Raw genomic sequence first — 14,425 nt, forward strand, 5'->3', positions numbered from 1 at the left:
CCGGCACGCCGCTCGGCGGCCGCTGCGATCGGCACCGTCCAGCCGCCGCGGCCCGTTGCCCTGCTGGGTGCCGCTGGACCGGCCCGGAACGCGCGAAGGCGCCCCGCTCTCCGGAGAGGGTGGGGCGCCCGTGTGCCGCGCAAAGCGGCGGGGTCAGACCGGCAGGTTCGCCTCGATGAGCGCGACGACCTCGGGGGACTCCGGCTCCGTGCGCGGGCGGATGCGTGCGGCCACCTCGCCCTGCGGGGAGATCAGGAACTTCTCGAAGTTCCACTGGACGTCGCCCGCCGCACCCTCGGCGTCCGCCGTCCGGGTCAGCTCGGCGTACAGCGGGTGCCGGCTCTCGCCGTTCACGTCGGTCTTCTCAAGGAGCGGGAAGGTCACGCCGTATGTCGCCGAGCAGAAGGTCCCGATCTCCTCGGCGGTGCCGGGCTCCTGGCCGCCGAACTGGTTGCAGGGCACGCCGAGCACGGTGAAGCCGCGGTCGCCGTACTGCTTCTGGAGGTTCTCCAGGCCCGCGTACTGCGGGGTCAGGCCGCACTGGGACGCCACGTTCACCAGCAGCACCGCCTTGCCCTTGTAGTCGGCGAGGGAGGTGGGCCCACCGGTCAGGGTGCGCAGCGGGATGTCGTACAGGCTCATCGGTAACTCCTTCTGGAAAAAGGTGAGTTGATCAGTCGCGGGAGACGGTGACCAGCGGGCGGAAGAGACCCTCCTGGACCACCGACACCAGCAGCCGGCCCTCGCGGTCGTAGATCCGGCCCCGGGCGAGGCCCCGGCCGCCGGTCGAGACGGGGGACTCCTGGTCGTACAGGAACCACTCGTCGGCGCGGAAGGGGCGGTGGAACCACATCGCGTGGTCGAGCGAGGCCATGTCGAAGCCGCGCGGCCCCCACAACGGCTCGACCGGGATGCGCACCGCGTCCAGAAGCGTCATGTCGCTCGCGTAGGTGAGCGCGCAGGTGTGGACCAGCGGGTCGTCGCCGAGCGGGCCGACCGCGCGCATCCACACCGCGCTGCGCGGATCCGCGTCCCTGATCTCGTCCGGGGTCCAGCGCAGCCGGTCCACGTACCGGATGTCGAACGGCTGGCGGCGGGCCATCCGCTCCAGCGCCTCGGGCAGCGCGCCCAGGTGCTCGCGGATCTCCTCGGTCACCGTCGGCAGCGACTGAGGATCGGGGAAGTCCAGGCGCGGCGGGAGCTGGTGCTCGATGCTGCCGGGCTCCGGGCGGTGGAAGGACGCCGTCAGGTTGAAGATCGTGCGGCCCTGCTGGACCGCGGTGACCCGCCGGGTCGTGAAGGAGCGCCCGTCGCGGACCCGCTCCACCTGGTAGACGATCGGCACGCCGGGGCGGCCCGGCCGCAGGAAGTAGGCGTGCAGCGAGTGCACCGGGCGCTCGCCGTCCGTGGTGCGCCCGGCCGCGACCAGCGCCTGGCCGGCGACCTGGCCGCCGAAGACCCGCTGGAGCGACTCCTGCGGGCTGCGGCCACGGAAGATGTTGACCTCGATCTGTTCGAGGTCGAGCAGATCGACGAGTCTTTCGGCGGGGTTCGTCATGGGTGCGTCTCCACTCTCGTGATCACAGCTCGCCTACGTCCGTCACCCGGATCACCGCGCGGCCCTCCTCGTCGGAGGCCGCGAGGTCGACCTCCGCGCTGATGCCCCAGCCGTGGTCGCCGTTCGGGTCGGCGAAGGCCTGGCGTACGCGCCACAGCCCGTGCGCAGTGTTCTCGGGGGACTCGTCGATCGCGAGCAGCTTGGGGCCACGCGCGTCGGGACCGGTGCCCAGGTCGTCGTACTCGTCCCAGTACGCGTCCAGCGCCTCGCCCCACGCGTCCGCGTCCCAGCCGGACTCGGCGTCCAGCTCACCGAGCGCGGCCACGTTGTCGAGCGCGGCCAGCTCCACCCGCCGGAACATCGCGTTGCGCACGAGGACCCGGAAGGCACGGGCGTTGGCCGTGACCGGCTTGACCTCGTCGGCCTTCTCCTGCGCCTCCTCGGCGGTCTGCACCTCGGGGTTGGCGAGCTGCTCCCACTCGTCCAGGAGCGAGGAGTCGACCTGGCGGACCATCTCGCCCAGCCAGGCGATCAGGTCCTCCAGGTCCTCGGTCTTGAGGTCGTCGGGGATGGTGTGGTCGAGCGCCTTGTACGCGCTCGCCAGGTAGCGCAGGACGATGCCCTCGGTGCGCGCCAGCTCGTACCAGGACGTGAACTCCGTGAAGGTGAGCGCCCGTTCGTACATGTCGCGGATGACGGACTTCGGCGAGACCGGATGGTCGGCCACCCACGGGTGCGACTTCTTGTAGACGTTGTAGGCGTGCCAGAGCAGCTCTTCCAGCGGCTTCGGGTACGAGATGTCCTGGAGCCGCTCCATGCGCTCCTCGTACTCGACGCCGTCCGCCTTCATCTGGCCGACCGCCTCGCCGCGCGCCTTGTTCTGCATCGCGGCGAGGATCTGGCGCGGGTCGTCGAGCGTCGACTCGACCACCGAGACCATGTCGAGCGCGTACGACGGCGACTCCGGGTCCAGGAGGTCGAAGGCGGCCAGGGCGAACGTCGACAGCGGCTGGTTCAGCGCGAAGTCCTGCTGGAGGTCGACGGTCAGGCGGATCGTGCGGCCCTCGGCGTCGGGGGTCTCCAGCTGCTCCACCACTCCGCCGTCGAGCAGCGAGCGGTAGATCGCGATGGCCCGGCGGATGTGCCGCAGCTGGGCCTTGCGCGGCTCGTGGTTGTCCTCCAGGAGGTGGCGCATCGCCTCGAAGGCGTTGCCGGGCCGGGCGATCACCGAGAGGAGCATGATGTTGGTGACCCTGAAGCGCGAGGTCAGCGGTTCCGGCTCGGCCGCGATCAGCTTCTCGAAGGTGGTGTCCGACCAGGCCACGAAGCCCTCGGGCGCCTTCTTGCGGACCACCTTGCGCCGCTTCTTCGGGTCGTCGCCCGCCTTGGCGAGCGCCTTCTCGTTCTCGATGACGTGCTCGGGCGCCTGCGCGACGACATAGCCCGCGGTGTCGAAGCCGGCCCGGCCCGCGCGGCCCGCGATCTGGTGGAACTCGCGGGCCCGCAGGGTGCGTACGCGCGTGCCGTCGTACTTCGTGAGCGCCGTGAACAGCACGGTGCGAATGGGGACGTTGACGCCCACCCCGAGGGTGTCCGTACCGCAGATGACCTTCAACAGGCCTGCCTGGGCGAGCTTTTCGACCAGGCGGCGATACTTGGGCAGCATGCCCGCGTGGTGCACACCGATGCCGTGGCGGACGTAACGGGACAGGTTCTGACCGAACTTGGTAGTGAAGCGGAAGTTGCCGATCAGGTCGGCGATCCTGTCCTTCTCCTCCCGCGTACACATGTTGATCGACATGAGCGACTGCGCGCGCTCGACCGCCTGGGCCTGCGTGAAGTGCACGATGTAGACCGGCGACTGCTTGGTCTCGAGCAACTCGGTCAGCGTCTCGGTGATGGGCGTCGTGACGTACTCGTACGAGAGCGGGACCGGGCGGGTCGCCGAGCGGACCACGGAGGTCTCGCGGCCGGTGCGGCGGGTCAGGTCCTTCTCGAACATCGACATGTCGCCGAGGGTGGCCGACATCAGGACGAACTGGGCCTGGGGGAGCTCCAGGATCGGGATCTGCCACGCCCAGCCGCGGTCGGCCTCGGCGTAGAAGTGGAACTCGTCCATCACGACCTGGCCGATGTCGGCGTGCTTGCCGTCGCGCAGCGCGATGGAGGCGAGCACCTCGGCGGTGCAGCAGATGACGGGCGCGTCCGCGTTGACGGAGGCGTCGCCGGTCAGCATGCCGACGTTCTCCGTGCCGAACAGCTTGCACAGGTCGAAGAACTTCTCCGAGACCAGCGCCTTGATGGGCGCGGTGTAGAAGGTGACCTCGTCACGAGCCAGCGCCGCGAAGTGCGCACCCGCCGCCACCAGGCTCTTTCCGGAGCCGGTCGGGGTGGACAGGATGACGTTGGCCCCGGACACGACCTCGATCAGCGCCTCCTCCTGGGCCGGGTACAGGTTGATGCCCTGGTCCTCGGCCCAGGTGGAGAAGGCCTCGAAAAGGGCATCGGGGTCGGCACTCGGCGGCAGCTGATCGATAAGGGTCACGCCCCCATCTTGCCTGTCCCGTGCCCGGAAACGGGAACCGGCCACCGGTACGAAGATCACCGAAGGTAGGCTGCCTGCTCGGCCCGTCGCCGAACGGGCCGTCAACTGAGGCACAGAGCAAGAGGAATGGGGCGGGGCACGGTCATGATGGGACCTGCGCACTCACTGTCGGGGGCCGCGGCCTGGCTCGGGGTGGGCGCGGCCGCGGCCGCCGCCGGGCACCCCATGCCGTGGCCGGTGCTCGCCGTGGGCGCCCTGATCACGGCGGGGGCGGCACTGGCCCCCGACCTGGACCACAAGTCGGCGACCATCTCGCGCGCCTTCGGGCCGGTGTCCCGGGGCCTGTGCGGCATCGTCGACGAGCTGTCGCACGCCGTGTACAAGGCGACCCGCGGACCTGGCGACCCGCGCCGCAACGGCGGTCACCGCACGCTGACCCACACCTGGCTGTGGGCCGTCCTGATCGGGGCGGGCGCATCCGCGGCAGCCATGTTCGGCGGCCGCTGGGCGGTCCTCGCGATCCTCTTCGTCCACCTCGTCCTCGCCGTGGAAGGTCTGCTGTGGCGGGCCGCCCGGGTCTCCAGCGACGTACTGGTGTGGGCGCTCGGCGCGACCAGCGCATGGATCCTGGCCGGTGTTCTGGACAAGCCGGGCAACGGCTCGGACTGGCTGTTCAGCGGGCCCGGCCAGGAGTACCTGTGGCTGGGCCTGCCGATCGTGCTGGGCGCCCTCGTTCACGACATCGGCGACGCCCTCACGGTCTCGGGCTGCCCGATCCTGTGGCCGATCCCGCTGGGCCGCAAGCGCTGGCACCCCGTCGGCCCGCCGAAGGGCATGCGCTTCAGGGCCGGCAGCTGGGTGGAACTGAAGATCCTGATGCCGGCGTTCATGGTGCTGGGCGGCATAGGCGCGGCGGGCGCGCTGAACTTCATCTGACGCGCCGGGATCCCGGGCTCCCGACGGCCCCCCACCCCACCCCTCCTCGACCCCCCGCCGGGGGTAGAAAGGGGGGTGCGGGTCCTTCGGGCGCCGGGGGAGCCGAGAACGGGGCATTTGCATTGAGGGGCGCGGGGAACTGCGCGGTGAGCCACGCATGGTCTGCGGATGATCACCGGTTGGGGGCCGGGGCTCTTCGGTGCTGGGTGGCCTTGAAGGGGCGCGGGGAACTGCGCGATCGCTCACGTACAGCCGGCGGATGGACATCGGCGGGGCAGGGGCCCGGGGCCCGGCCCCGGGCGGGAAGCGCACCCAACCCGGAGCCCGGCAGGGTCAGCCGTGCCAGGATCGCCACAGCGCCGCGTACGCCCCATCCGCCGCGACCAGCTCGTCATGGCTCCCCAGCTCGCTGATCCGGCCGCGCTCGACCACCGCGATCACATCCGCGTCGTGCGCCGTGTGCAGTCGGTGGGCGATCGCCACGACCGTACGGCCGTCCAGTACACGGGCCAGTGAGCGCTCCAGATGGCGGGCCGCCCGTGGGTCCAGGAGCGAGGTCGCCTCGTCCAGGACCAGCGTGTGCGGATCCGCCAGGACCAGCCTGGCCAGCGCGATCTGCTGGGCCTGGGCCGGGGTGAGCGCGAGGCCGCCCGAGCCGACCTCCGTGTCGAGGCCCTCGTCCAGCGCCCGCGCCCAGCCGTCCGCGTCGACCGCGCCGAGCGCCGCCCACAGCTCCGCGTCGTCGGCGCCCGTGCGCGCGAGCAGCAGGTTGTCGCGCAGCGAGCCCACGAACACGTGGTGTTCCTGGTTGACCAGCGCCACATGCGCGCGCACCCGTTCCGCCGGCATCCGCGACAGCTCGGCCTCGCCGAGCGTGACGCGGCCCTCGCGCGGGGCGTAGATCCCGGCGAGCAGTCGGCCGAGGGTCGACTTGCCCGCGCCCGACGGCCCGACCAGGGCCAGCCTGGTCCCCGGAGCCACCGACAGCGACACCTCGTGCAGCACGTCCACGCCCTCGCGGTAGCCGAAGCGGACCGCGTCCGCCTCGACGTCCCGCCCGTCCGGAAGCACCCCAGCGTCACCCGCGGCGGGCTCGATCTCCCGGACGCCCACCAGGCGGCCGAGCGACACCTGGGCCACCTGCAACTCGTCGTACCAGCGCAGAATGAGGCCGACCGGTTCGACCAGCATCTGGGCGAACAGCGCCCCCGTGGTCAGCTCGCCGACCGTGATCCAGTCGTGCAGGACGAAGACCCCGCCGATCATCAGCACCGACAGCATGATCGTCATGTGCGTCACGCTGACCACCGGAAAGAGCACCGACCGCAGCCAGAGCGTGTAGCGCTCCCATGCGGTCCACTCCTTCACCCGCTGGTCGGACAGGGCGATCCGGCGCGCGCCGAGGCGGTGCGCCTCGACTGTCCGCCCCGCGTCGACCGTCTCGGTCAGCGCGGAGGCGACCGCCGCGTAGCCGGCGGCTTCCGAGCGGTACGCCGACGGTGCCCGCCGGAAGTACCAGCGGCAGCCCACCACGAGCACCGGAAGCGCGATCAGAACCGCGAGCGCCAGCGGCGGCGCCGTGACACCCAGCGCCCCGAGCAGCAGCGCCGCCCACACCACCCCGATCGCCAGCTGCGGCACCGCCTCGCGCATCGCGTTGGCGAGCCGGTCGATGTCCGTGGTGATCCGGGACAGCAGGTCACCCGTACCGGCCCGTTCGAGCACGCCCGGCGGCAGGCCGACCGACCGCACGAGGAAGTCCTCGCGCAGATCCGCCAGCATCTCCTCGCCGAGCATCCCGCCGCGCAGCCGCACCATCCGGACGAACACCGTCTGGACGATCAGCGCGATCGCGAACAGGGCGGCAGTGCGGCCCAGTTGGAGGTCGCGGACGCCTGAGGACAGGTCCTCGACGATGCCGCCGAGCAGGTACGGGCCGACCATCGAGGCGAGGACGGCGACCGCGTTGGTCCCGACCAGGATCCCGAACGCCCGCCGGTGGCGCCGCAGCAGTCCGCGCACGTACGAACGCACCGTCGCCGGGGTGCCGACCGGCAGGGTGGTGGCCGACTGCGGGGCCGCCGGGTCGTACTCCGGTGCTGCCACGCCGATCATGCCGACTCCTCCACTTTCTCCAGGTCCTCAAACGACGTGAGCTTCGTCGTCTGCCGTACTTCGTCGTCGTTCTCGCGGGTGACGACCGCGCGGTAGCGGGCGTCGGAGTGCAGCAGTTCCCGGTGCGCTCCGACCGACGCGACCTCGCCGTCGTGTACGAACACGACGCGCTCGGCCAGGTCGAGCAGGAGCGGTGACGACGTGAACACGACCGTCGTGCGGCCGGTCCGCAGCCGCTTGACGCCGTCGGCGACCCGCGCCTCGGTGTGCGAGTCGACCGCGGAGGTCGGCTCGTCGAGCACGAGCACCTCGGGATCGGTCACCAACGACCGTGCCAGTGCCAGGCGTTGGCGCTGCCCGCCCGACAACGACCGGCCGCGCTCGGTGATGCGGGTCCGCATCGGGTCGCCGTCGGCGTCCACCGACGCCTGGGCCAGTGCTTCGAGCACATCGCCGCACTGCGCCGCCGTGAGCGCGTCGGCGGCGTCGATGTGACCGGAGGACGGCACGTCGAGCAGCTCACGCAGCGTGCCGGAGAGCAGCACCGGGTCCTTGTCCTGGACGAGGACGGCGCTGCGGGCGCCGTCGAGCGCGAGACCGTCGAGCGCGACCCCGCCGAGCTGCACGGACGGCAGGTCGCCGGTCTCCTCGGCGTGGCCGCCGAGCCGCGCGGCGAGCCGCCCCGCCGCGTCCGGGTCGCCGCACACCACGGCCGTGAGCCGCCCCTGGGGTGCGAGCAGCCCGGTCGCCGGGTCGTACAGATCGCCACAGGGCGCCTTCGCGGAGTCCGGCCGGGACGGCACCCCCGTGTCCGTCCCGGCCGGGTCGGTGACCCGCCGCAGCGCAAGCACCCGGGCCGCCCGCTTGGCGGAGGGCCGGGAGAAGGAGTACGCCATCGCGATCTCCTCGAAGTGCTGGAGCGGGTACAGCATCAGCGTCACCGCGCTGTACACGGTGACCAGTTCACCCACCGTGATCCGTCCGGCAAGGGCGAGGTGCGCGCCGTACCAGACCACCGTGATGAGCAGCAGGCCCGGCAGCAGCACCTGGACGGCCGAGATCAGCGACCACATGCGGGCGCTGCGCACGGCGGCCCGGCGGACCTCCTGGGAGGCCTCGCGGTAGCGGCCGAGGAACAGCTCCTCGCCGCCGATGCCGCGCAGCACCCGAAGTCCGGCGACCGTGTCCGACGCCAACTCCGTTGCCCGGCCCGCCTTTTCACGCTGGATGTCGGCGCGCTTGGTGGCGCGCGGCAGCAACGGCAGGACGGCCAGGGCCAGTACGGGCACGCCGATGGCGACGATGACGCCGAGGGCGGGCTGGTAGATCACCAGGCCGACGCAGATGATCACGAGGGCGGCGGCCGCCGCGGCGAACCGCGAGAGCGCCTCCACGAACCAACCGATCTTCTCGACATCGCCGGTGGAGACCGCCACGACCTCACCCGCCGCCACCCGGCGCGTCAGCGCCGAGCCCAGCTCGGCCGTCTTGCGTGCGAGCAACTGCTGCACCCGGGCAGCCGCGGTGATCCAGTTGGTGACCGCGGTGCGGTGCAGCATGGTGTCGCCGAGCGCGATGGCCACGCCGAGCAGCACGTTCAGCGCGCCGGCGACCGCGAGCCGGCTGCCCGAACGGTCCACGGCCGCCTGCACGGCGAGGCCGACCGTGAGGGGCAGCCCGGCGATGCCGCACTGGTGAAGCAGCCCCCAGGCGAGCGACTTGAGCTGCCCGGCGAGCTGATTGCGGCCCAGCCAGTACAGGAACCGGGGGCCTGAACGGACATCCGGTTCGCCTGGATCCGAGTAGGGAAGATCGCGAATCTGCATGGCGTTCCAGAAGTCCTCGGTTCGAATGGTTCAAGGGGTGCAAGGTTCGCCTTCCGGACGCGCCGAAAGCAATTGGTTTTCCCGCTCCGGGGCACACAACCCGCCAAGGTCGGCCTACGGGGTCTGGCGCCCCGGGCCCCGCCCGCGCTTCACTCCTTTCCCATGAGACGACGAAGGATCATGTCCATGCTCGGTGGCCTCACCCTGGCCGCCGGTCTGGTGCTCGGCGCGGGTCCGGCCGCGGCCGCCGACACACCGCCCACCGAGTTCGGCACCGACTGGCACGACCCGCTGACCGCGGCGCCGCCGGTGGCGACCCCGCACACCAAGTCCTGCCAAGTCACCCTCGCCGAGGCCCAGTTCCGCGACTTCACCCCGTACAAGGGGAGTTACACGCCTCCGCTCGGCTGCGGCGACCGCTGGAGCAAGGTGGTGCTGCGCCTCACCGGCAACGTCAAGGGGCGCCAGTACGACCGCCTCGGCTACCTCCACGTCGGAGGGGCCGAGGTGCTGCGCACCTCGACGCCCGAGCCCTCCATGGACGGCATCGCGTGGAACGTCGAGAAGGACGTCACGCGCTACAGCGACACCTTCCGCTCCGCGCAGCCCGTCGAGATGCTCATCGGCAACGTCGTCGACGCCACCTACACCGGTGTCATCAACGTCAAGGTGACGCTCACCTTCTACGCCGCCGACGGCCGCACCCCGCCGGCCGCCGTCCCCGACAAGGTGCTCCCGCTCGGCAGCCCCCAGGTGACCACGCCGCGCAACTCCGAGAAGATCGTCGCCGAGGTGTACGCCACCGGCTCCGGCGGCGGCTGCGAGGAGTTCTGGTACCTGGCGGTCCCCGACCCCGCCCCGTACTCCTGCAAGGCGACGGCCGGGCCCAACCGCGAGGTGCAGATCAAGGTCGACGGCCAACTCGCGGGCATAGCGGCCCCGTTCCCGACGGTATGGACCGGCGGCTGGTCCAACCCCTTCCTCTGGTACGTGATTCCGGCGCCCCGCGCCTTCGACGTGAAACCGGTCGACTACGACCTGACGCCGTACGCCGCGCTGCTCAACGACGGCAGGCCGCACCAGGTCGAGGTGTCCGTCGCCGGGGTCCCGGCCGGTCAGGACGGCTGGTCGACGCCGACCAACCTGCTCATCTGGCAGGACAAGGCGAGCTCTGTCGTCTCCGGTGCGCTGACCCGCCACGACGAGAGTTCGCCGGTCGACGTGACCACGTACAAGCCGGGCTCACCGGAACTGCGGCTGGACGCGAACAGCAGCCACCGGCTCACCACGGCCGGGTACCTGAACACCTCGCACGGCCGCGTCACGACGACGGTGGCCCGCTCGGTCTCCAGTGACTCGGTGCACCGCTGGACCGAGGGCGAGAACACCGATGCGCTGAAGGGGAGTTGGCGCGACGACCAGAGCGTCACCACCGACGGCCGGGGTCCCGCGGTGACGGTCCGCGACAACCGCACCTACACGATGGACGGCACCACGACCATCGGCACGGACAACCGGCTGCGCACCGCGATCACCCTCGGCGACCGCGCCGAAGCCGTCACCCTGCGCGGTGCGCACACCACCGCCTGGTCGCACCTCGACGACACGTACCAGGGCGACGCCTCGTGGACCATGAACGTGCCGCGCGAGCAGCGCCACGCGGTGGGCACCTCCGCGGAGCGCTACCGCCTGTACACCCAGGACAGCTGCTGGGACCGCGGTCTGAAGACGGCCCAGGGGACCCTGACCCAGGACACCCGCCGCTGCTGACGCCCCCTCAGCACACCTGCACACCTGCACACCTGCACGGCGTCACGCCCCGGCAGGCTTCTCGGAGCCCATGCCGGGGCGTGGCCGTTTCCACCAGGTGGCCGCGCCGTACCCGCCTCGCCGGGGCGCTCAAGGGGCGCGGGCGACTACCGCGCACGGTCCGCGGGCGAGTTCCCGCGCCGTGCCGAACGCCCGGCCGTGCCCGAGGCGCCGCGGCCCTGCGTGACGCGGACTCTCAGCAGCGGCGCTCCGCGGATCCGTCCACCAGAGCGTTCAGCAGACCGCCGAGCACCTCGCGCTGGTCGGCGGACAAGGGGGCCAGGATCTCCTCGGCGGCGCCCCGGCGGGCGCTGCGCAGCGCCCGCAGCGTGGCGCGGCCCGCGTCGGTGAGCTCGATCCGGATCACGCGGCGACTGGCCGGATCCGGGACCCGGCGGACGTCGCCGCTCTCCTCCAGCGCGTCGACCAGGGTGGTCACCGCGCGCGGGACGACTTCGAGGCGGGCGGCCAGATCGGCCATGCGCGGCGGCTCCGCGCAGTGCGCGACCGTGCGCAGCAGCCGGGACTGCGCCGGCGTGATGCCGACCGGCTCCAGGTACTGCTTCTGGATCCGGTGCAGTCGGCGGGTCAGCCGCAGCAACTGCTCGGCCAGCAGACCGTCGGCGTCGGGGGCCCGGGAGATGTGAGGCTGCATACCGGGAACAATAACAGGACCTCGTACATTGTGAGTATAGGTAACAGTGAGCTATGCTCCCGAAATCGTCGTCCTCCCGCCCGCCGGCGGGCGGCCCTCACACCCTGTCGAAGGAGCCCATGCGCCCCGAACACTCCACATGGACACCCCCGCCGCGCGGCACCGAGCCCCAGGAACCGGCCCAGGTCCGCCGCATCCTCGGCCTCTTCCGTCCCTACCGGGGGCGGCTCGCGATCGTCGGGCTGCTCGTCGCCGCGTCTTCGCTCGTCTCGGTCGCCTCGCCGTTCCTGCTGCGCGAGATCCTCGACGTGGCCATCCCGCAGGGCCGTACCGGCCTGCTGAGCCTGCTCGCCCTCGGCATGATCGCCACGGCGGTCGTCACCAGCGTCTTCGGAGTTCTCCAGACCCTGATCAGCACCACCGTCGGCCAGCGCGTCATGCACGACCTGCGCACCGCGGTCTACGCCCAGCTCCAGCGGATGCCCCTCGCCTTCTTCACCAGGACCCGCACCGGTGAGGTGCAGTCCCGCATCGCCAACGACATCGGCGGCATGCAGGCGACCGTCACCTCCACCGCGACCTCGCTGGTCTCCAACCTCACGGCCGTCGTCGCCTCCGTCGTCGCGATGCTCGCGCTCGACTGGCGTCTGACGATCGTCTCGCTGCTCCTGCTGCCCGTGTTCGTATGGATCAGCCGCCGGGTCGGCCGCGAACGCAAGAAGATCACCACCCAGCGCCAGAAGCAGATGGCCGCCATGGCCGCCGAGGTCACCGAATCGCTGTCGGTCAGCGGCATCCTGCTCGGCCGCACCATGGGCCGCTCCGATTCGCTGACGAAGTCCTTCGCCGCCGAGTCCGAGCTCCTCGTCGATCTCGAAGTGCGCTCCAACATGGCCGGACGCTGGCGGATGTCCACGATCGGCATCGTCATGGCCGCCATGCCCGCGGTCATCTACTGGGCGGCGGGCCTGGCGCTGGATGCGGGTGGCCCCGCGGTCTCCATCGGTACCCTCGTCGCCTTCGTCTCGCTCCAGCAGGGCCTGTTCCGGCCCGCCGTGAGCCTGCTGTCCACGGGGGTCCAGATGCAGACCTCGCTCGCGCTCTTCCAGCGGATCTTCGAGTACCTCGACCTGCCGGTCGACATCACCGAGCCCGACGAGCCGGTCCGCCTGACCGAGGCGCGCGGCGCCATCCGTTTCGAGGGCGTCGACTTCCGGTACGACGAGAAGCAGCCGCAGCCCACGCTGTCCGGCATCGACCTGGCCGTCCCCGCCGGTGGCAGCCTCGCCGTCGTCGGCCCCACCGGCTCCGGCAAGTCCACGCTCAGCTACCTGGTGCCGCGGCTGTACGACGTCACCGCGGGCCGCGTCACCCTCGACGGGGTGGACGTGCGCGACCTGGACTTCGACAGCCTGGCCCGCTCGGTCGGCGTGGTCTCCCAGGAGACGTACCTCTTCCACGCCTCGGTCGCCGAGAACCTCCGCTTCGCGAAGCCGGAAGCCACCGACGAGGAGTTGGAAGAGGCTGCCCGCGCCGCCCAGATCCACGACCACATCGCCTCCTTGCCCGACGGCTACGACACCCTCGTCGGCGAGCGCGGCTACCGGTTCTCCGGCGGCGAGAAGCAGCGCCTCGCCATCGCCCGTACGATCCTGCGCGACCCGCCCGTGCTCATCCTCGACGAGGCGACCAGCGCGCTCGACACCCGTACCGAACACGCGGTCCAGCAGGCCATCGACGCGCTCTCCGAGGGCCGCACCACCATCACCATCGCCCACCGCCTCTCCACGGTGCGCGACGCCGACCAGATCGTCGTCCTCGACGGCGGCCTGATCGCCGAGCGCGGCACCCACGAGGAACTGCTCGACCGCAACGGCCGGTACGCGGCCCTGGTGCGCCGGGACGCCGAGCTGGCCCCGATCCATTCATGACCCGCGGGTTCGGCTGCCCGCCCGGTGCTGGACATGGCGACGTCGCCCGCCGCTCCGTGGGAGGGGGAGCGAAGGTGACGGGCGTGACGATCGGCGAGGGCTCCCCGGATCGTGTCGGATACTGTCCGATGTCGGATTTGTCTTACAAATCGGGGTAGCGTGCCGCCATGAGTGAGTCACCGACGCGCCCGCGGTCCCGGCCGACCCGCCGAAAACAGCTGCTCCTGGCGCTCCTCGCGCTGCTGCTCGCCGTGGCGGGTGCGGTGCTCGTTCTGGTGCTGCGGGAAACCGGCGCCCCGGCCAGGACCCTCGTCGTTCCCGAGGGGTGGCGGGCGAGCCAGGTGTACGCGGCCGTCGACAAGCGCCTCGATCTGCCGCCCGGCACCACCAACGGGGTCGCCGCGACGACGCACCTCAAGCTGCCGCCGGAGGCGAAGGGCAACCCCGAGGGGTATCTGTTCCCGGCGACGTACCCGGTCAAGGACGACGCGACCCCGGGCGGGCTGCTCCAGTACATGGTGGAGACGGCCAACAATCGCTTCGGCCGGGACCGGATCGCGGCAGGGGCCCAGCGTGCTCGACTGACGGTCTATCAGACGGTGGTCATCGCCGGGATCGTGCAGGCCGAGGCCGACTCTCCGGCCGACATGGGCAAGGTGTCCCGCGTCATCCACAATCGCCTCGCCCGCGGCATGCCACTGCAAATGGACTCGACGCTGAACTATGCGCTCCACCGCTCGACGCTCACCACCACGACCGCCGACACCAAGACCGACAGCCCTTACAACACCTATGAGCACAAGGGCCTGCCGCCGACCCCCATCGGTAACCCGGGGCAGCAGGCGGTGGACGCCGCGATCAACCCGGCACCGGGCAACTGGCTGTACTTCGTGACGGTGGGCCCCGGCGACACGCGCTTTACCGACAGCTACGCCCAACACCAGCTGAACGTAAGCGAGTTCAACGAACGCCGGCGCAACGCGGCCACAACCACCTGACCCCACCGATCACACCAGGCCGCCTCCGTGCCGCCCTGCCTGCCTCCCCCGA

10 protein-coding genes are annotated in these 14,425 nt (G+C 71.3%); 4 read left to right on the forward strand and 6 right to left on the reverse strand.

Features of this window, described 5'->3' with window-relative positions:
• Positions 1-153: 153 nt before the first annotated feature.
• Genes OG522_RS31875 through OG522_RS31885 form a run of 3 tightly spaced genes read right to left on the reverse strand, consistent with a single transcriptional unit; the run spans position 154 to position 4,163 of the window.
• A complete protein-coding gene (locus tag OG522_RS31875) occupies positions 154-642 on the reverse strand; it encodes a glutathione peroxidase (RefSeq protein WP_329466498.1) in 489 nt (162 codons plus the stop codon).
• Positions 643-673: 31 nt separating this feature from the next.
• Positions 674-1,558 (reverse strand): acyl-CoA thioesterase, encoded by an 885-nt coding sequence (locus tag OG522_RS31880; RefSeq protein WP_329466499.1) that lies wholly within the window; start codon positions 1,556-1,558, stop codon positions 674-676.
• Positions 1,559-1,580: 22 nt separating this feature from the next.
• Positions 1,581-4,163, reverse strand: coding sequence for a DEAD/DEAH box helicase (locus tag OG522_RS31885; protein ID WP_329466500.1), 2,583 nt, complete (start codon positions 4,161-4,163; stop codon positions 1,581-1,583).
• A gap of 84 nt (positions 4,164-4,247) precedes the next feature.
• Between OG522_RS31885 and OG522_RS31890 the strand changes: the two genes are divergently transcribed.
• On the forward strand, positions 4,248-5,039 hold the full coding sequence (locus OG522_RS31890) for a metal-dependent hydrolase (protein ID WP_329466501.1): 792 nt from the start codon (positions 4,248-4,250) through the stop codon (positions 5,037-5,039).
• A gap of 333 nt (positions 5,040-5,372) precedes the next feature.
• Here the strand turns inward: OG522_RS31890 and OG522_RS31895 are convergent, their stop codons facing one another.
• Positions 5,373-7,154: an ABC transporter ATP-binding protein gene (locus tag OG522_RS31895; protein ID WP_329466502.1), complete on the reverse strand. Its 1,782-nt coding sequence runs from the start codon at positions 7,152-7,154 to the stop codon at positions 5,373-5,375.
• On the reverse strand, positions 7,151-8,980 hold the full coding sequence (locus tag OG522_RS31900; protein ID WP_329466503.1) for an ABC transporter ATP-binding protein: 1,830 nt from the start codon (positions 8,978-8,980) through the stop codon (positions 7,151-7,153). Before OG522_RS31900 ends, OG522_RS31895 begins: the two co-directional genes overlap by 4 nt.
• 162 nt (positions 8,981-9,142) lie before the next feature.
• On the opposite strand from OG522_RS31900, the gene OG522_RS31905 reads away from it, so the two are divergent.
• A complete protein-coding gene (locus OG522_RS31905; protein ID WP_329466504.1) occupies positions 9,143-10,750 on the forward strand; it encodes a peptide-N4-asparagine amidase in 1,608 nt (535 codons plus the stop codon).
• Between the two features lie 235 nt (positions 10,751-10,985).
• Here the strand turns inward: OG522_RS31905 and OG522_RS31910 are convergent, their stop codons facing one another.
• The gene (locus OG522_RS31910; protein WP_329466505.1) at positions 10,986-11,444 is read right to left on the reverse strand and encodes a MarR family winged helix-turn-helix transcriptional regulator; all 459 of its coding nucleotides are present in this window, start codon (positions 11,442-11,444) and stop codon (positions 10,986-10,988) included.
• A gap of 119 nt (positions 11,445-11,563) precedes the next feature.
• Between OG522_RS31910 and OG522_RS31915 the strand changes: the two genes are divergently transcribed.
• Positions 11,564-13,375 (forward strand): ABC transporter ATP-binding protein, encoded by a 1,812-nt coding sequence (locus tag OG522_RS31915; protein WP_329466506.1) that lies wholly within the window; start codon positions 11,564-11,566, stop codon positions 13,373-13,375.
• A 167-nt stretch (positions 13,376-13,542) separates the two neighbouring features.
• On the forward strand, positions 13,543-14,373 hold the full coding sequence (gene mltG / locus OG522_RS31920; protein WP_329466507.1) for an endolytic transglycosylase MltG: 831 nt from the start codon (positions 13,543-13,545) through the stop codon (positions 14,371-14,373).
• Positions 14,374-14,425: the final 52 nt, after the last annotated feature.

Source organism: Streptomyces sp. NBC_01431, assembly GCF_036231355.1.
GTDB lineage: Bacteria > Actinomycetota > Actinomycetes > Streptomycetales > Streptomycetaceae > Streptomyces.